Source organism: Cellulomonas sp. McL0617 (genome assembly GCF_049994875.1).
Taxonomy (GTDB): Bacteria; Actinomycetota; Actinomycetes; order Actinomycetales; family Cellulomonadaceae; genus Cellulomonas.
This window is the reverse complement of the sequence record NZ_CP188256.1, coordinates 1,188,735-1,207,457: the sequence shown is the minus strand read 5'-3', so window position 1 is coordinate 1,207,457 and position 18,723 is coordinate 1,188,735. Positions and strand designations below refer to the sequence as shown.

Here is an 18,723-nt window from a genome sequence, read left to right as displayed (position 1 = left end):
GTGGCTAGAGTGCCGGACGTGACGGGTCTGCGGGTGCATGTGGCCGAGCGCACCGACGTGCTCGTCGAGGCCCTGGCCGGCGTGCTCGCCGCGGCACCGGCCGATCCGTTCACGCCGGACGTCGTCGCGGTGCCCACCCGCGGCGTGGAGCGCTGGGTCGCGCAGCGGCTCTCGCACCGTCTCGGCACGCTGTCGGGAGACGGCATCTGCGCGAACGTGCTCTTCCCCTCGCCGGCCCGGTTGGTCGCCGACGCCCTCGGGTCCGCCGCCGACGACCCGTGGAGCCCCGAGCGGCTGCCCTGGCACGTCCTGGACTCGATCGACGCGCACCTGGACGACGACTGGCTGGTCACCGTCCGGCGGTACCTCGGCGACGCGTCCGACGAGGTCCGTCGCAGCCGCCGGTTCCGGCTGGCCCACCGGCTCGCCCGGCTGTTCGGCTCCTACGACACGCAACGGCCGGCCATGCTGCGGGACTGGGCCCTGGGTCGCGACGAGGACGGCCTCGGCGTGGCGCTGCCCGACGACCTCGGCTGGCAGGCGGGTGTGTGGCGGCGGGTGCGCGAGGCGGTCGGCGTGCCGGCCCCGGCCGAGCGGCTCGACGACGTCGTGGATCGGCTGCGTGCGGACCCGTCGGGCGTCGACCTGCCCGCGCGCGTCTCGGTGTTCGGCGCGACGGCCCTGCCCGACGGTCACCTCCGGGTGCTGGACGCGCTCGCGGCGCACCGCGAGGTCCACCTGTGGCTGCCGCAGCCCTCGCTCGCGCTCTGGGATCGCCTGCGGCCGGCGGGACCGCGTCGGTCGTCGCTGATCACCCCCGCGCACCACCCGATGCTCGCGTCCATGGCGGGCGACGCGGTCGAGCTCGGGACACGACTGCTGGCGCTGCGGCCGCAGGTCACGGTCGTCGCCTCGGGGGCGCGGCCGGACACCGTGCTCGGCGCGCTCCAGCGCCGGATCGCCGACGACCGCACGGACGGCCCGCGCGAGCGGCGGGACGACCGCAGCGTCCAGGTGCACGCCTGCCACGGCCGGTCGCGCCAGGTCGAGGTGCTGCGCGAGGTGGTCGTCGGGCTGCTGGCGGACGACCCGACCCTCGAACCGCGGGACGTCATCGTGATGTGCCCCGACGTCGAGGCGTTCGCACCGCTCGTCGAGGCGGCGTTCGGGCCCGCCGCCGGCACCGACGACGACGCCCCGGAGCATCCGGGCCGAACGCTGCGCGTCCGGATCGCCGACCGGGCACCCGCGCGCGCGAACCCCGTCCTGGCCGTCGTCGCCACGCTGCTCGAGCTCGCCGACTCGCGGGTGGGCGCGTCCGCGGTGGTCGACCTCGCGGGTCAGGCGCCCGTGCGCCGGAGGTTCGGGTTCGACGACGAGGCGCTCGACCGGATCCGGAGCTGGGCGATCGAGTCGGGCGTCCACTGGGGCGAGGACGTGTCCCGCCGCGAGCGCTACCAGCTCGGCTCCCTCCCGCAGGGCACCTGGGCGACCGCCCTCGACCGGCTCCTGCTCGGGGTCGCGATGGCCGAGGAGGACCAGCGGTTCGTCGGCACCGTGCTCCCCGTCGACGACGTGGGCTCCACCGACGTCGACCTGGTCGGGCGGCTCGCGGAGCTCGTCGACCGGCTGAGCGGCACCCTGGCCGGCCTCGCCGGCGCGCACCCCGCGGGCCACTGGTTCGACACGCTGGACCGCGCCGTGGTCCTGCTCACCGACGTGTCGGCGACCGACCGCTGGCAGCGGGTGGAGGCGGCCCGTGCGCTCACCCGGGCGCGGGTGGCCGCCGGCGACTCCGTGCTGCGGCTGCCCGACGTCGTCGCGCTGCTGGAACCGCAGCTCGTCGGCCGGCCCACCCGGTCCGGTTTCCGCACCGGGGCGCTGACCGTCTGCTCGCTCGCCCCGATGCGTGCCGTGCCGCACCGGGTGGTGGCGCTGCTCGGCATGGACGACGGCGCCTTTCCCCGCGGATCGGGTCGCGACGGCGACGACATCCTGGCGCGCGACCCGCTGGTCGGTGAGCGGGACGCCCGACAGGAGGACCGCCAGCTCTTCCTCGACGCGGTCACCAGCGCTCAGGAGCACCTGGTGGTCGTGTACTCGGGGGCCGACGAGCGCACCGGCGCGGCGCGTCCGCCGGCCGTGCCGGTCGGTGAGCTCCTGGACGCGCTCGACGCCGCCGTCGCGGGCGATGCCCGGTCCCGCGTGGTGCGGCACCCGTTGCAGACCGTCGACGAGCGCAACTTCGTCGCCGGTGCGCTCGGGCGGCCCGAGGCGTTCAGCTTCGACGTCCTGGACCTCACGGCCGCCAGGGCGGGGCGCGGTGCTCGGGACGCAGCGCGGCCCTTCGTCGCGACCACCCTCGCCCCGCCCACCGGCGACACGATCGACCTGGACGGCCTCGCGGCCACGCTCGAGCACCCGGTGCGCGCGTTCGTGCGCACCCGGCTCGGTGCGAGCCTGCCCGGCGACGAGGCCCAGCTCGACGACCGCCTGCCGCTCGCGCTCGACGGGCTGGAGCGGTGGCCCATCGGGGACCGGTTGCTGCAGGCCGTGCTCGGCGGTGTGCCGCTGGCCGACGCGGCGGCCGCCGAGCGACGTCGGGGCCACATGCCCCCCGCCATGCTCGGCGGGGCGGTCCTGCAAGCGATCCAGGCGCAGGTCGAGCCGCTGCTCGCGGCGTCGGCTCCCTACCTCGTCGAGCCCGCCACGAGCGTGGACGTCACCGTGCCGCTGCCCGACGGCCGGGTGGTGACGGGCACGGTGAACGGGCTGCGCGCCGACGTCCTGGTCCGCACGGTGTTCTCGCGCCTCGCACCCAAGCACCGTCTGCGGGCATGGGTGCAGCTGCTCGCGCTGGCGGCGGCGTTCCCCGACCGGACCTGCACCGCGGCGACGATCGGCCGCGGCCAGGGGATCACGTCGCGCGTCGCGATGCTCACGGCGCCGCCACCGGACGAGGCGAGTGCCATGCTCGCCGGCCTGGTAGCCCTGCGCGACCAGGCACTCAGCCGGCCGCTGCCCCTGCCGTTGGGCACCAGCTACGTGTACGCCCACCAGCGGGTCGGCCGGGCCGACGAGCAGGACGCGCTCGAGGCAGCCCGCACGGAACTGGGCACGGCCGCGGACGCGGTCGCCGGGCGCGGCGGGTTCGAGTCCGTCGACCCCTACCTCCTGCTCGCGTTCGGCGACCCGTTCACGTTCGACCGGCTCCCCGCCGGCGAGTTCGGCGCGCTGTCCGTGGCGCTCTGGGCGGACCTCGTCGCGCACGAGGAGCTGGCCTTCGCATGAGCGACCCCGGCGTGCTGGCCCCGTTCGACGTCTGCGGTCCGCTCCCCCAGGGCACCGTGGTGCTCGAGGCCAGCGCGGGCACCGGCAAGACCACGACGATCGCCTCGCTCGCGGTGCGCTACGTGGCCGAGGGCGTCGCCCGCCTGCCCGAGCTGCTGCTGGTCACGTTCGGCCGGCTGGCCACCTCGGAGCTGCGCGAGCGCGTCCGCGACCGCCTGGTCGAGGTCGAGCGCGCGCTGCGGACGGGCGACCTGCCGGACGACGACCCGGTCATCGCGCTGCTGGCCCGGGCCGACCGGGTCGCACGCGCCGCCCGACTCACGGTCGCGCTCGCCGAGTTCGACGCCGCGACCATCACGACGACGCACGGCTTCTGCCAGCAGATGCTCGCGTCGCTGGGCACCATCGGCGACGTCGAGCCGGACGCACGGCTGGTGCCAGACATCGCCGACCTGGAGGCGGAGGTCGTCGACGACCTCTACCTGCGCAAGTACAAGGACGCCGCGGAGCCGGCCCTGTCCGTCACGGATGCGCGGGCGATCGCGCACGAGGCGATCAGCGACTCGGCGGCGACGCTCGAACCGGCGGACGCGGCGCCCGGCTCGCGCGCCAAGGACGCCTACGGTCTCGCGGTCACCGCGCGCGCCGAGCTGCTCCGGCGCAAGCGTGCGCAGCACGTGCTCGACTACGACGACCTGCTGGTCCTGCTGCGCGACGCCCTGACCGAGAACCCCGTCGCGGCCGAGCGCGTCCGGTCCCGGTACCGCGTCGTCATGGTCGACGAGTTCCAGGACACGGACCCGGTGCAGTGGGACATCCTGCGCACCGCGTTCCACCAGCACCGCACGCTGGTGCTGATCGGGGACCCGAAGCAGGCGATCTACCGGTTCCGCGGCGCCGACGTGGCCACCTATCTGCGCGCCCGGGCCGACGCGGCCACCCAGACGCTGCACCGGAACTGGCGTGCCGACCCGGCCGTGCTGGACGGGCTGGCACGGATCCTGTCCGGCACGGCGCTGGGCGACCCGCGCATCACGGTCCGCCCGATCGAGCCGGCGCGCACCGGCCGGCGGCTGCGCGGCGGCCCGGCCGTGCGCGTCCGGCAGGTCACGCGTGCCGCCCTCAAGGCACCCGACGACGCGAAGACCCCACCGGTGGCCCGCGTCCGCCACCTCGTGCACGCCGACGTCGCGGCCCAGGTCCTGCGCACGCTCCGCGACGAGCAGATCGCCGACGGCGACGGCTGGCGTCCCGTCCAGCCCGGCGACGTGGCCGTCCTGACGCGCGTCAACGCCCACGCCGTCGCGGTGCAGCGCGCGCTCACGGCGGCGGGGGTGCCGGCGGTGATCTCGATGCTGTCCAGCGTCTTCGACACCCCTTCGGCACGCGACTGGCTCATCCTGCTCTCCGCGCTGGCCCGCCCCGGGGTGCCGGGGTTCGTCTCGGCGGCGGCGCTCACCCCGTTCGTCGGCTGGACGGCGACGGAGCTCGCCGAAGCCTCCGACGAGCAGCGCGACCAGCTCACCGCGCGACTGCGGGCGTGGTCGCGCGTGCTCGATGACCACGGCGTGGCCTCCCTGCTGGAGGCCACCGCCGCAACGGGTCTGCGCGAACGGCTCGTCCGGGTGGCCGACGGCGAGCGCCGGCTCACGGACGTCCGGCACGTCGGCGAGGCCCTGCACGTCGCGGCCACCCAGGACGGTCTCGGCCCGGCGGCGCTGCTCGAGTGGTTGCGCGGCCGGGTCGAGGAGGCGGGCAGCGACTACACCGAGGAGCGCAGCCGGCGCCTGGAGACCGACGCCGCGGCCGTGCAGGTCATCACGATCCACGCGAGCAAGGGTCTGCAGTTCCCCGTGGTGCTCGTCCCCTACCTGTGGGACCAGTTCGTGCCGGACGCCCCGTCGACCGTCGGGTACGACCGCGACGACCGGCGCTACCTGCACCTCGGCGGCAAGGGCAGCCCGGGGTACGACGAGGCGGCGAGGGCCGGGGCGTCGGCCGACGCCGGCGAGGGTCTGCGGCTGGCCTACGTCGCCCTGACCCGTGCGACCAGCCAGGTTGTCGCGTGGTGGGCGCCGTCGCGGAACTCCGTGCGCGCGCCGCTGACCCGGCTCCTTCTCGGCGGTCGGGACGCCGCCGGCAGGCCAGACGAGCTGGTCCGGTCGACCACGGACGCCAAGACGACCGCCGCCCTGAGCGCACTGGCCGGCGACGCGTTCGAGCTCGAGCTGGTCACGTCGGCGCCCGAGCTCCTGCCGTGGTCACCGGCCACGCCGCCCGAGAGCGACCTGCGCGTCGCGCACCTCGATCGCCGGCCCGACGTCGTGTGGCGCCGCACCTCCTACTCGGCGCTCACCGCCGCCGCGCACGACGAGCGGCGCGTCGGGTCGGAGCCCGAGGCGCCCGGCGTCGAGGACGAGCCGGACCTCGCGGTCGCTGCGGTCGACGCGTCGCACGACCCGCGCGCCGAGGCGGCCTTGCGCGCGTTCGCGTCCCCCATGGCCGACCTGCCGGCGGGCACGTTGTTCGGCACCGTCACGCACCGGGTGCTCGAGCTGGTCGACACCGCGGCCCCGGACCTCGCGGCCGAGGTGGCCCTGCAGTGCGCGAGCACCGGCGCACCCGACCTGGCCGACGCCCTGCTGCCCGCCATGCGCACCCCGCTCGGCCCGCTGGCGCTCAGCCGGGCCCTCGCCGACTTCGCCCCCGGTGACCGCCTCGCCGAGCTCGAGTTCGAGCTGCCGCTGGCCGGTGGCGACACCCGCGGCCCGTCGTCGTCCCGCACGATCCGCGACGTGGCCACCCTGCTGCGCGCGCACCTGGCCCCCGACGACCCGTTCGCGCCCTACGCCGACCGGCTCGACGGCCTGACCGGCTCGGCACTGCGCGGCTACCTCACCGGGTCGATCGACGCGGTCCTGCGGGTGCCCGCCGCGGCGAGTCACCGCTACCTCGTCGTGGACTACAAGACCAACCGCCTCGGCGCGTTCGACGAGCCGCTGAGCATGTGGCACTACCGCCCCGAGGCGACCCTGGCCGCGATGATGGACGCCCACTACCCGCTGCAGCTCCTCCTGTATTCGGCCGCGCTGCACCGCTACCTGCGCTGGCGGCTGCCGGCGTACGACCCGGCCGAACACCTCGGCGGCGGCCTCTACCTGTTCCTGCGCGGCATGGCCGGGCCCACGACGCCGGCGTCACCGGACGGTGTCCCGTTCGGGGTCGTCTCCTGGCGACCGCCCGCGCCGCTCGTCGTCGCCCTCTCGGACCTGCTGGCCGGAGCCCGCCCATGACCGTCTCGTTCGTTGACGACGACGGCGCCGCCCCGACCGTCCCGTGGCGCGTGACCGGCCAACTGGCGCCCTTCGTGAGCGCCGGGGTCCTCGAGGCGGCCGACGTGCACGTCGCCCGCCGCCTCGGGGCCATCGGCGGCGAGCCCGACGAGCGCGTCCTGCTCGCCGCCGCGCTGGCGGTCTCGGCGGTCCGCGGCGGATCGGTGTGCGTGGTGCTCGCCGACGTCGAGCAGGACGCGCTGCCCCTCGACGCCTGGCACGCGGCGCTGCGCCGCAGCCCGCTGGTTGCCGACGGCCCGGACGGTCCGCCGGACCGCCCGCTGCGCTGGGTGGACGGTCGCGTCTACCTCGACCGCTACTGGCGCGACGAACAGACCGTCCGGAGGGCCATCAGCGACGCGGGACCGGCGACGGCCGACCTCGCGGCCCTCGCCGCGGCGGAAGCCCGCCTGTTCCCCGACCCGGCCGACGACGCCCAGCGGGCGGCGCTGCAGACCGCGGCGACCTCCCGTCTGACGGTCCTGACGGGCGGGCCGGGCACCGGCAAGACCACGACCGTGGCGCGTCTGGTCGCGGCCCTGCAGTCCGCCGCGGGCCCGGGTCTGCGGGTCGCACTGGCCGCCCCGACCGGCAAGGCGGCCGCGCGCCTGCAGGAGTCGGTGCACGCCGAGGTCCAGCGGCTCACCGCTGCGGACCGCGCGGCGGTCGGGACGCTGGATGCGATGACGATCCACCGGCTGCTCGGCCGTCGGCGCGACTCGACCACCCGCTTCGCGCACGACCAGCTGCACCGCCTGCCGCACGACGTGGTCGTCGTCGACGAGTCGTCGATGGTCTCGCTGCCCCTCATGGCGCGCCTGACCGACGCCCTGCGCCCGACCGCCCGGCTCGTCCTCGTCGGCGACCCCGACCAGCTGGCCAGCGTCGAGGCCGGCGCAGTGCTGGGTGATCTCGTCGCCGCCCTGCCCCGCGGGGTCGTGCGCCTCACCCGAGCGCACCGCTACGGCGCCGAGCTGGCGTCGCTGGCCGAGGCGATCCGCGCCGGCGACGCGGACGCGACGCTCGACCTCTTGCGCTCGGCCGACCCGCACCGCGAGTGGGTGTCCCCCGCGTCCGACGACCGGCTGACGTCGTCCGACGTCGCGGCGCTGCGCTCCGAGATCGAGACGACGGGTCTGGCCCTGACGGGTGCGGCACGCGCCGGGAACGCCCCGGACGCCCTGCGCGCCCTCGGTGTGCACCGACTGCTGCTGGCCCACCGGGAGGGCCCGTTCGGGGTCGCCCACTGGGCCGCGACCGCCGAGTCGTGGGTCGCCGCGGCCACGGGTGGGCCGACCACCGACGCATGGCCGCTCGGCCGTCCGCTGCTCGTCACGGAGAACAACCGCGCGATCGGCCTGTTCAACGGCGACACCGGCGTGGTCGTCGCCGACGGCCCGGGCGTCGCGGTGGCGTTCGGCGACCCCGACGACCCGCGCCTGGTCCGCCCCTACCAGCTGCCGACGGTCCAGCCGGTCCACGCGATGACCGTCCACCGCGGCCAGGGCAGCCAGTTCGCCCGCGTGACGCTGCTGCTGCCCCCGTCGTCGTCGCCCCTGCTCACCCGCGAGCTCCTGTACACCGCGGTCACCCGCGCCCGCGAGCACGTCCGGGTGATCGGCACCGAGGCGGCGATCCGCGCCGCCGTGGAACGGCCGGTCAGACGAGCCAGCGGCCTGCGCGAACCGCGCTGACGCATGGCCCGGCTGGCGCCCGACCGTTCACGGCGTCGCGTCGGCTACGTCGCGTCCTTCGACTCCAGGAGCGCGCCCGCGCTCTTGTCCGCGAAGGTCGTGATCGCCTGCTGGGCGGAGCCGAAGACCACCGCCAGGGCGAGCAGCTGTGCCAGGCCGCCCGTCTTCATCGTCGCGACGAGACCGCCCGCCACGAGCATCACCCCGACGACCGCGAGCAGCGGACCGATCGCCAGCTTCAGCAGCCGCTGCTGGATCGGCAGGCGGTACGGGAGCCCACCGGATCGGGCACGGATCGTCGTCGGGACCGCGGTGACGAACGCGCCGAGCGCCCCGGCGAGCATGACGAACGAGAGCAGGACCCACGGCGCACCGGTGAACCCGTCCGGCGCCGGCACGAGCGCGATGGTCGACACCATCGACTGCAGGACCACCAGCGCGACGATCGCCGCGACCGTCCAGGCCGTGATCCCGAGCATCCCGTTGCGGAGCCGCCGTGCGGCCTCGTAGAACGCGTCGGACGCTTCGTGGGACTGTCCGAGCAGGTCCCGCATGCCGCCGCGGAGCTGATCGAGGTCCTTGGGCGGAGTCCGCGACCACCCCACCGCCTGGACGAGCAGCCGGTTGTCCTTGGGCAGGTACTGCTCCGCCTCGGCGATGATCCCGTCGAGGCTCCCCTCGAGGTCCTGGCGCGACCGGTACATCACCAGCGCCCGGTCGACCCCGTGCAGCGTCTGCCAGACGGCCTCGATCCGGGCGCCCGTGAACCACTCGCGCGGACCCTGTGCCCGCTCGGGCCCCCTGCCCGAGTAGCTGCCGCTCCCGATCAGCAGGCGGTCGACGTCGTCAAGATTCCTCCGGAGCATGTGCGCGGCGTCGTCGGGGATCCCGCCGGCCAGCTCCTCGATGCGGCACACCAGCTCTCGTCGTCGCATCTCCGGCTTGGCCTGCCACGAGGCGATCCCCCGGAACGGCTCCGCCGGCTGCTGCTGCGGCTGCGGTCGCGGCGGCGCCGCGACGGCACGACCCCTGCTTCTCGTCCGGCCGTCCGCCGCAGCCTGGGCTGCGGTCGGGTTCTTCGCGCTGACCGGTGTCCCTGTCGGATTCGACATCCCGCACGCTCCCGAGTCACGTGAACCGCGGCCGGTCGTCCAGGCTGCAGCTCCTGTCGAGGTGAGGAGCCGCGAGTCCGGCGTCCGATACATCGAGGCGCCGGTCCGGGAGGAGATCTCATGCTCGACCTGTACGCCACCTGTGCGCCTCGGTAGCGTCTAGGCGGGACGATCCGCACCGCGAGGGGACCACCGGTGGCAAAGACGGGCACCAAGGACACCAACAAGGCCCGCACCTGGATCGCGCTGACCATCGTCGGCGCCGGCATCGTGGGGATCGTCGCCATCTCGGCCGTCGCGCTGACCTCCGCGGCGGCCAAGGACCGGGCCGAGATGGCGCGGCTCATCTTCTCCTCGGTGCTCCCGCTGATCGGCACCTGGGTGGGCGCGGTGCTCGCTTTCTACTTCTCCCGCGACAACCTCCAGGCGGCCGCCGAGACGACGCTCACTGCCATCCGGGCCGGTCAGGGCCTCACGGACGAGACGCGCGTGGCCAAGGTGATGATCCGCGTCGACCAGATCCGCCCGCAGCAGTCCGTCGCGGACGTCACCGCGGCGCAAGCGCTCGAGCTCAAGGGCCTGTTCGACGGGATGAAGTCGGCCGGGATGAGCAGGGTCCCCATCTTCTCGGCGGACAAGAAGGCGCTGTTCGTGGTGCACGAGCCGGACATCGACAAGTACGCCCAGGTCAAGGGCGTGACGGCCGCCGCGCTCGCCACCGTGGACACCATGCAGGCGCTGTGCGCGCAGTCGCCCGACCTGAACACCGCCGTCACCTCGTTCGGGACGGTGCTGCCGACGGCCACGATCGCCGACGCCCGCACGGCGCTCCGATCCGTCGTCGGCGCGAAGGACCTGTTCGTGACCGAGAACGGCAAGGCGGACGGAACGGTCGTCGGCTGGATCACGAACAGCGACCTGGCTCGCATGGACTGACGGCGGCGCACGATGGGCGCTCGGCGCCTCGGAGCGCCCCGTGGCGGCCGGGCCGAGCACGGGAGTGCGGAGCGGCGACCGCACAAGCAGGTCGCCGCTCCGCCCCCGGCCTACTGCAGCACCGGCGCCAGGGCGCCGATCAGCGTGTGGCTGTCGGAGTCCTGGCTGATCTCCCAGGCCATCGCACCGCGCAGGTGCAGGGCCTTGATGAGCTTGGTGCGCTCACCGATCGACCGCGGGCTGGAGAAGGCGATCACGGTCGGGACGGTGGCCGCCCCGGTCGTGAGGTTGTGGGGCGCGGCCGGGTTGGACAGGTACGGCTCGCCCGCCAAGAGGTCCCAGTTGACCGTGTATCCGGCACCGCCGGTGACGCCCGCCGCATCGACGTAGCCGCCCTGGTCGACCAGTGCGTGATAGGTCGGCTGAGGCGCGAGGTCGGCGTCGAGCGCGTTCGGGTCCAGACCGGTGTTGTCGAAGGCCGTGTACAGGCCGTGGTTGGCCGAACCGGTGCGCAGGTATTGCTGGCCGTAGAACGGCACCCCGACGACGATCTTGCTGGCCGGCACGCCGTTGAGCAGGTAGTAGGCGACGGTGCCGGTCGTGTTCCAGGTCATGTTGGAGGCGTTGGGGTCGCGCGGGTCGTACGTGAACAGGGTGTTGGGCGACGCCTTCGGGCCGCTGGCCACGTTGAAGTCGTACGTCATCACGTTGTCCCAGTCGAGGTACTTCGAGAAGTCCTTCAGCTCGTAGTACTTGGTCGAGCTGGTGGCCGCCGGGAGCGCCGCGGTGAGCAGATAGTGCTTGCCGGTCGTGGTGCCGTACGCGTCGAGCTGCTTGCGGAACTCGGCGGCCAGCAGCGTGGCGTTGTGCCGGTCGGCGGGACCGACGTCGTTGTTCCCGCCGGCCACCTGGGTCGGGTACTCCCAGTCGAGGTCGATGCCGTCGAACAGGCCGGCCGCCGCTCCCGCACCACCGGCGCCCGCGGGCCAGCCGCCGCCGGGCAGGTTGCCCTTGATGAACGTGTCGATGCACGACGCGACGAACGACTGCCGCAGCTGCGGGGTGGACGCCAGGGTGGAGAACCACGTCGACTTGGTCCAGCCGCCGAGGGAGATCTCGACCTTGAGACCCGGGTTCGCGGCCTTCAGCTTCTGCAGCTGGTTGAAGTTGCCGAACAGGTGCTGGTCCAGGTTGTTCGGGTCGTCCGCGACGCCGTCGACGGTGTTGTCGCCCGTCCAGTAGACCTGCTGGTAGTCGGCCCACGGATCGAGGATCCCGCAGCTCGCGGTGCCGGTGGTCGGGTCGTACGTGGGGACGCCGAACGCGTACTGGATGACGTTCAGCTGGGTGGCCGGGATGTCCTTGACGTCATAGCCGCGGCCGTAGACGTCCCAGTCGGCGAAGTAGGCCGACACCACCTTGCTGGGCGCGTCCGGAGACGGCGCTGCGGCCTGCGCGGGCAGGGGCGCGAGGAGCACCGCGCTCGCGCCGAGCGCGAGGGCGGCAGACACGGACAACCGGCGGGAACGACGCATGGGGGCTCTCCCTGACACTGTGGAAGTCGGACCGTGGATTTGTAAGTACTCCTACCAAATAGGAATACCCCCACCCTATGGCCCGATGTCCGATCCGCGTCAAGAGTCCGGTTCGTCCGACACCCGATGCGCCGAACGCTCAGGACCCCGCGCGCCGCAGCACCTCCTCCGCGTGCTTGAGCACCGGACCGTCGACCAGCCGCCCGTCCAGGCGGAACGCGCCGTGCTCGCCCACGGCCGCGGCGAGCACCCCGCGGGCCCACGCGACCTCGGCCGGCTGCGGCGCGTACGCGGCGCGGACCACGTCGACCTGCGACGGATGGATGCACGCCGTGGCGGTGAATCCGCTGGCCGCGGCGTCGAGCGCCTCGGCCGCTAGACCGTCGACGTCGCCAATGTCCAGGTGCACCGCGTCGACGGCCGCCTTGCCGTACGCGCGCGCCGCGAGCAGGACCGCGGACCGGGCGTGCGAGGCGACCGCTCGGTACGCCCCCGACGGTCCCCGGCTCGAGATGCCGCCGAGCGACGCGACGAGGTCCTCGGCTCCCCACATCAGGCCGACGACGTTCGGTTCGGCGGCGATCGACGCGACGTCGACCACCCCGGCCGCGGTCTCGACGAGGGCCACGACGTCGTAGCGGGCCAGCGGCCGGACGTCGTCGGCCGACGAGGTCTTGGCCAGCATCACGGTCCGGTACGGCGTCGCCATGAGCGCCTGCAGGTCGGCGCAGAGGTCGTCGGTGCCCGCAGGGTTGATCCGGACGATCGTGCGCGCCGGGTCCAGCAGCGTGGTGCAGAGCGCCGCGCGCGCAGCCTCCTTGGCGTCGGGGTTGACCGCATCCTCCAGGTCGAGGATCACGGCGTCCGCCCGGGCCGCGGCCTTGGCGTAGCGATCGGGCCGGTCGGCGGGGCAGAAGAGCAGCGCCGGCGCCATCGCGAAGCCGGTCACGGCGCGGCGTCCCGGCACCAGAACAGGACGGTCCGGGTCGCCGTCGCGACGACGACCTCGTCCTGGTTCCGGCCCGTGTGCTCGAGCGTCACCACGCCCTGCCCCGGCCGCGACCGTGAGAGCCGCTTGTCCAGCACGACCGTGGACGCGTAGAGCGTGTCACCGTGGAACAGCGGGTGCCCGAAGCGCACGTCGGTGAGGCCGAGGTTGGCCACGATCGTGCCCTGCGTCAGCTGCCCGACCGAGCTGCCGACCAGGACGGCCAGGGTCATCATCGAGTTCACCAGCCGCTGCCCGAACGGCTGTCCGGCGGACCAGGCGGCGTCGAGGTGCAGCGGCTGGCCGTTCATGGTCAACGTGCTGAACAGGACGTTGTCCGCCTCGGTCAGGGTGCGCCCGGGCCGGTGCAGGTACCGGGTGCCCAGCTCGAGCTCCTCGTAGTAGAGGCCCCGCTGCTCGACCTCCCGCGTCATCGCGGAGCGCCCGCCCCGGCCAGCCCCAGCTCGCGCGCGATCACCATGAGCTGGACCTCCGTCGTCCCCTCCCCGATCTCGAGGATCTTCGAGTCGCGGTAGTGGCGGGCCACCGGGTTCTGGTTCAGGACGCCGTTGCCGCCGAAGATCTGCGCCGCGTCGCGCGCGTTGTCCATCGCAGCCTCGCTGCCGATCAGCTTGGCCAGGCTGGCCTCGAGCTTGAACGGCCGACCCGCGACCAGCCGGCTTGCGGCGTCGTACCAGGCCAGGCGCGCGGAGTGCACGCGGGCCTCCATCCGGGCGATCGTGAACGCGATGTGCTGGAACTCCGCGATGGGGTGGCCGAACACGTTGCGCTTCTTGGCGTAGCGCGTGGCCTCCTCGAGGCAGCCCTGCGCCGCACCGGTGCACAGCGCGGCGAACGCGACGCGACCCTCGTCGAGGGTCCGGATGAACGAGGCGAAGCCGCGGCCGCGCTCACCCAGCAGGTTCTCCGCCGGTACGCGCACGTCCTCGAAGCGCAGCGGGTGGGTGTCCGACGTGTGCCAGCCGACCTTGTCGTAGGGCGGCAGGACCGTGAAGCCGGGCGTCCCGCTGGGCACCAGGATCGCCGTCAGCTCCTTCTTCGCCGAGCCGTCCGGCCGGACGCTCTCGCCGGTCACCGCCGTGATCGTCACCAACCGCGTGATCCTGGTGCCCGAGTTGGTGATGAACTGCTTGGTGCCGTTGATGACCCACTGGCCGTCGTCGAGAACCGCCGTGGTCCGGGTGCCGGCCGCGTCCGAGCCCGCCTCGGCCTCCGTCAGCCCGAAGGCCGCCAGCGCGCGGCCCTGCGTGAGCATCGGCAGCCACTCCTGCTTCTGGGCCTCCGTCCCGTCGCGGAACACCGGCATCGCCCCGAGGCCGACGCCCGCCTCGAGCGTGACCGCGATGGACTGGTCGACGCGGGCCAGCTGCTCCACCGCGAGGCAGAGGTCGACGTAGGTCCGGCCGCGGCCGCCGTACTGCTCCGGGAAGGGCAGGCCGAACAGCCCCATCTCCCCCATCTGGCCGATGATCTCGTAGGGCAGCTCGCGCAGCGTGTCGTACGTGTAGGCGGCGGGGGCGACGACCGTGTCGGCGAAGTCGCGCACCTCGTCGCTCAGGTGCTGCTGCTCGGGGGTCAGTCCGTAGCTCATTGCGGATCCCTTCGTGGGGGCGTGCCCGTGATGGTGGCGACCACGCGGTCGAGGGCCACCTGCTCGGTCGGTCGGACCGAGAGCGTGACGACGCCGTCGCAGGGCGCGGCGATCCGGTGCTCCATCTTCATGGCCTCGATGGTCAGCAGGACCTGGCCGGCGACGACGGTCTCTCCGGTGGCGACGTCGATCGAGACGACGGTGCCGGGCATGGGCGACCGGACCTGCGGGTCGACCGGGCGCGCGTCGCGGGTGCGGTCGGCGAGCTCGGCGACCATCCGCTCGAGGCGGCTGCGGACGCGGAGCTCGAACGCCGACCCGCCCTCACCCACCCACGTGACGGGTCCGTCGGACGCGACGCGCGGCCGGTGCACCACGCCGTCGACCTCGACCGATCCCCCGGGCCCGGCGGTCACGGGCGGGTGTCCGGCGACGGTCACCGTCGTGCCGAGCACGTCGACCTCGACGCCGTCGACGTCGTACCGCGCCGGGCGCGGGTCACCCAGCCGCCAGCCGTCGCGGCGCCAGGCGTCCGCGGTCGTTCCGGCGACCTGCGTCAGCACGGCCGCGGCGTAGGCCTCGACCGGCGGCGTGCGCGGCGCCAGCCGCGGGATGAGGCGACCGAGCAGGCCCGTGTCGAGCCGACCGGCTCGGACGTCGCCGTCGGCCAGCACGCTCCGGAGGAACTCGATGTTGGTCCGCACGCCGAGCACGGTGGTCCGGGCCAGCGCAGCGTCCAGCCGCGCGATCGCCCCGTCGCGCGTCGGCGCCCACGCGACCACCTTGGCGAGCATCGGGTCGTAGGTGGACCCGACCGTCAGGCCCTCGACCAGCGAGCTGTCGACCCGGACCCCCTCGCCCGAGGGTTCGTCGAGCGCGAGCACGCGCCCGGCCGACGGAAGGAATCCTCGAGCCGGGTCCTCGGCGTAGACGCGCGCCTCGACCGCGTGGCCCGTCAGCACCACGTCCTCCTTCGCGACCGTCAGGTGCTCGCCCGCGGCGATCCGCAGCTGCCACTCGACCAGGTCGAGGCCCGTGACCAGCTCGGTGACGGGGTGCTCCACCTGCAGCCGGGTGTTCATCTCCATGAAGAAGAACTCCGTCGGCGCCTCGTCGGACACCAGGAACTCGACGGTCCCCGCGCCGACGTAGCCGACGCTGCGCGCCACCTCGCACGCCGCCAAGCCGATCCGGTCTCGCGTCGCGGCCGACAGCAGCGGCGACGGCGCCTCCTCGACGACCTTCTGGTGCCGGCGCTGCAGGGAGCACTCGCGCTCGCCGAGGTGGATGACGTGCTCGAAGCCGTCGGCCAGCAGCTGCACCTCGATGTGCCGCGGGGTGCTCACGAGGCGTTCGACCAGGAGCGTGTCGTCGCCGAACGCCGCGGCGGCCACGCGCCGGGAGCCCGCGAGCGCGGCGGGCAGGTCCGCCCGGTCGACGACGACGGTCATGCCCTTGCCGCCCCCGCCCGCCGACGGCTTCACCAGCAACGGGTACCCGACGCGGTCGGCGGCGTCGTCGTCGCCGGTCCCGGTCAGCGCCGCCCCGGGGATCACCGGCACGCCCGCCGCCGACACGTGCTCCTTGGCGCGGATCTTGTCGGCCATGACCTCCAGGGCCTTGACGCCGGGCCCGACGAAGACGAACCCGGCGTCCTCGCACGCCCGCGCCAGGTCGGCGTTCTCGGAGAGGAAGCCGTAGCCGGGGTGGATCGCCTCCGCACCGGTCGCCGCGGCCGCCTGCACCACGTCACCGATCGACAGGTAGCTCCCGATCCGCACCGCCTCGTCGGCGCGCGCGACGTGCAGCGCGTCGCGATCCTCCGGCGTGTACACCGCCACAGCCCGTATCCCCATGCGGTGCAGCGTCGCGATCACGCGGCAGGCGATCTCTCCGCGGTTGGCCACGAGAACGGTCCGGAACACGGCGGTCACATCCGGAACAGGCCGAGGCGCGGCTCGCCCAGCGGCACCGCCGCACAGACGTCGAGGGCCATGCCGAGCAGCCGCCGGGTGTCGGCGGGGTCGATGATCCCGTCGTCCCACAGCCGTGCGGTGGCGTAGTACGGGCTGCCCTGGGTCTCGTACTGCTCGCGCAGGGGCGCCTTGAAGTCCTCCTCATCCTCGAGGCTCCAGTCATCGCCCAGCTGGTCGCGGCGGACCGTCGCCAGCACGGACGCCGCCTGCGGCCCGCCCATCACCGAGATCCGGCTGGCGGGCCACATCCACAAGAACCGCGGGTCGTAGGCGCGCCCGCACATCGAGTAGTTGCCCGCCCCGAACGAGCCGCCGATGACGACCGTCAGCTTGGGCACGCGGGTGGTCGCGACGGCCGTCACCATCTTGGCGCCATGCTTCGCGATGCCGCCGGCCTCGTAGTCCCGGCCGACCATGAAGCCGTTGATGTTCTGCAGGAACACGAGCGGGATGCCGCGCTGGTCGCACAGCTCGACGAAGTGCGCACCCTTGAGCGCCGACTCGCTGAACAGCACGCCGTTGTTCGCGACGACGCCCACGGGGTGCCCGTGCAGGCGCGCGAAACCGGTCACCAGCGTCGTGCCGTACTCGCGCTTGAACTCGTGCAGCTCGCTGGCGTCGACCAGTCGCGCGATGACCTCGCGTACGTCGTACGGGGTGAGCAGGTCGGTCGGGACGACGCCGTACAGCTGGCCCTCGTCCACGGCGGGCGGTCGGCTCTCCGTGACGTCCCAGGCCTGGTGGCGCGAGACGGGCAGGGTGGCGACGATGTCCCGCACGATCTGCAGCGCGTGCGCATCGTTCTCGGCCAGGTGGTCCACGACGCCCGACCTGCGCGCGTGCAGCTCGCCGCCGCCGAGGTCCTCCGCGCTCACCACCTCGCCGGTCGCCGCCTTCACCAGCGGCGGCCCGCCCAGGAAGATCGTCCCCTGGCCGCGCACGATCACGGTCTCGTCGCTCATCGCGGGGACGTACGCGCCGCCGGCCGTGCAGGAGCCCATCACGCACGCGACCTGCGGGATCCCCTGCGCGGACATCCGCGCCTGGTTGAAGAAGATGCGACCGAAGTGGTCCCGGTCGGGGAACACCTCGTCCTGCTTGGGCAGGTAGGCGCCCCCGGAGTCGACGAGGTACAGGCACGGCAGCCGGTTCTCGAGCGCGATCTCCTGCGCCCGCAGGTGCTTCTTCACCGTCAGCGGGTAGTAGGTGCCACCCTTCACGGTCGCGTCGTTGGACAGCACCATGACGTGCCGGCCGTGCACGAGCCCGATCCCGGCGATCACCCCGGCGCCCGGCGCCTCGCCGTCGTAGAGCCCGTCGGCGGCCAGCGGCGCCACCTCGAGAAAAGGGCTGCCGTCGTCGAGGAGCACGTCGATCCGCTCACGGGGCAGCAGCTTGCCGCGGGCCACGTGCCGATCCCGCGACTTCTGCGGGCCGCCTTCGGCCACCGTGCGGAGCCTCGCGTCCAGCTCCGTGACGAGGGCGCGCTGGGCCGCGTCGTTCGCGCGGTAGGCGTCGGCCGTCGGGTCGGCCGCGGTGGCGAGCATCTCCATCGACGCTGTCTCCAAGGGGTGGCTGGAGCACACTTGAGTTAGGGGTCGCTAACTGAAATCAGGCTACAGTTCGGGCAGACCGTTGTCCACGGAAGGAGTGCCGTGACGCTGGATGCCGCCCCGACCGCCCGCGGCCGCGCCAAGGCCGAACGGCGAGCCGCGCTGCTGTCGTCGGCCGCCCACCTGTTCGCCGCGCGGGGCTTCGACGGCGTGTCCATCGAGGACCTCGGCTCGTCGGTCGGGATCAGCGGACCCGCCGTGTACCGGCACTTCGCCGGCAAGCAGGCCGTGCTCGCCGCCCTCCTCGTCGGGGTCAGCGAGGGTCTGCTCGTGGGCGGTCGCGCCGTGGTCGCGGCCGCCGACGACGACCCAGCCGCCCTGCGCGCGCTGGTCCGGTTCCACGTCGACTTCGCCCTGCGCGACCCCGACGTCATCCGCGTGCAGGACCGCGACCTGGCCGCGCTCACCGCACACGACCGCGAGTCGGTCCGTGACCTGCAGCGCCGCTACGTCGACCTGTGGGTCGACGTGCTCGGCCGGCTGAGCCCCTCGACCGAGCGCGCCGAACGTCGCCTGCGCGCGCAGGCGACGTTCGGGCTGCTCAACTCGACGCCGCACAGCGCGCGGTCGGTCACCCTGACCCGAACCCGCACGCTGCTGGCGCAGATGGCGCTGGCCGCGCTCGGCCACTGAA

At 73.9% G+C, this 18,723-nt stretch carries 12 protein-coding genes; 5 read left to right on the top strand and 7 right to left on the bottom strand.

The annotated features are described in order from the left end of the window. Window positions 1-18: 18 nt before the first annotated feature. From recC to recD, 3 genes are read left to right on the top strand one after another with little or no spacing between them, the layout of a single operon-like run. On the top strand, window positions 19-3,291 hold the full coding sequence (recC, locus tag ACPPVS_RS05365) for an exodeoxyribonuclease V subunit gamma (RefSeq protein WP_426595000.1): 3,273 nt from the start codon (window positions 19-21) through the stop codon (window positions 3,289-3,291). Then, window positions 3,288-6,584, top strand: a complete 3,297-nt coding sequence (locus tag ACPPVS_RS05360) for a UvrD-helicase domain-containing protein (RefSeq protein ID WP_426594999.1) — start codon at window positions 3,288-3,290, stop codon at window positions 6,582-6,584. The genes recC and ACPPVS_RS05360 overlap by 4 nt, the downstream gene beginning before the upstream one ends. Continuing rightward, window positions 6,581-8,317: an exodeoxyribonuclease V subunit alpha gene (recD, locus tag ACPPVS_RS05355; protein WP_426594998.1), complete on the top strand. Its 1,737-nt coding sequence runs from the start codon at window positions 6,581-6,583 to the stop codon at window positions 8,315-8,317. The genes ACPPVS_RS05360 and recD overlap by 4 nt, the downstream gene beginning before the upstream one ends. Before the next feature lie 44 nt (window positions 8,318-8,361). On the opposite strand, the gene ACPPVS_RS05350 is transcribed toward recD, so the two are convergent. After that, window positions 8,362-9,429, bottom strand: a complete 1,068-nt coding sequence (locus ACPPVS_RS05350) for a hypothetical protein (protein WP_426594997.1) — start codon at window positions 9,427-9,429, stop codon at window positions 8,362-8,364. Between the two features lie 195 nt (window positions 9,430-9,624). Between ACPPVS_RS05350 and ACPPVS_RS05345 the strand changes: the two genes are divergently transcribed. Further along, window positions 9,625-10,365 carry a hypothetical protein gene (locus ACPPVS_RS05345; protein WP_426594996.1) on the top strand — a complete coding sequence of 247 codons (741 nt, stop codon included), beginning with the start codon at window positions 9,625-9,627 and terminating at the stop codon, window positions 10,363-10,365. A gap of 110 nt (window positions 10,366-10,475) precedes the next feature. Here the strand turns inward: ACPPVS_RS05345 and ACPPVS_RS05340 are convergent, their stop codons facing one another. From ACPPVS_RS05340 to ACPPVS_RS05315, 6 genes are all read right to left on the bottom strand, one after another. Further along, window positions 10,476-11,900: a glycoside hydrolase family 18 protein gene (locus ACPPVS_RS05340; RefSeq protein WP_426594995.1), complete on the bottom strand. Its 1,425-nt coding sequence runs from the start codon at window positions 11,898-11,900 to the stop codon at window positions 10,476-10,478. 139 nt (window positions 11,901-12,039) lie between these two features. Then, window positions 12,040-12,834: an HpcH/HpaI aldolase/citrate lyase family protein gene (locus tag ACPPVS_RS05335; protein ID WP_426595885.1), complete on the bottom strand. Its 795-nt coding sequence runs from the start codon at window positions 12,832-12,834 to the stop codon at window positions 12,040-12,042. 11 nt (window positions 12,835-12,845) lie between these two features. Further along, on the bottom strand, window positions 12,846-13,322 hold the full coding sequence (locus ACPPVS_RS05330; RefSeq protein ID WP_426594994.1) for a MaoC family dehydratase: 477 nt from the start codon (window positions 13,320-13,322) through the stop codon (window positions 12,846-12,848). Then, a complete protein-coding gene (locus tag ACPPVS_RS05325) occupies window positions 13,319-14,500 on the bottom strand; it encodes an acyl-CoA dehydrogenase family protein (RefSeq protein WP_426594993.1) in 1,182 nt (393 codons plus the stop codon). The genes ACPPVS_RS05330 and ACPPVS_RS05325 overlap by 4 nt, the downstream gene beginning before the upstream one ends. Continuing rightward, window positions 14,497-16,434: a biotin carboxylase N-terminal domain-containing protein gene (locus tag ACPPVS_RS05320; protein ID WP_426594992.1), complete on the bottom strand. Its 1,938-nt coding sequence runs from the start codon at window positions 16,432-16,434 to the stop codon at window positions 14,497-14,499. The genes ACPPVS_RS05325 and ACPPVS_RS05320 overlap by 4 nt, the downstream gene beginning before the upstream one ends. Then, on the bottom strand, window positions 16,431-18,029 hold the full coding sequence (locus ACPPVS_RS05315) for a carboxyl transferase domain-containing protein (protein ID WP_426594991.1): 1,599 nt from the start codon (window positions 18,027-18,029) through the stop codon (window positions 16,431-16,433). The genes ACPPVS_RS05320 and ACPPVS_RS05315 overlap by 4 nt, the downstream gene beginning before the upstream one ends. A gap of 102 nt (window positions 18,030-18,131) precedes the next feature. Here ACPPVS_RS05315 and ACPPVS_RS05310 point away from each other — a divergent pair, with 102 nt between their 5' ends. After that, on the top strand, window positions 18,132-18,722 hold the full coding sequence (locus ACPPVS_RS05310) for a TetR/AcrR family transcriptional regulator (protein WP_426594990.1): 591 nt from the start codon (window positions 18,132-18,134) through the stop codon (window positions 18,720-18,722). Window position 18,723: the final 1 nt, after the last annotated feature.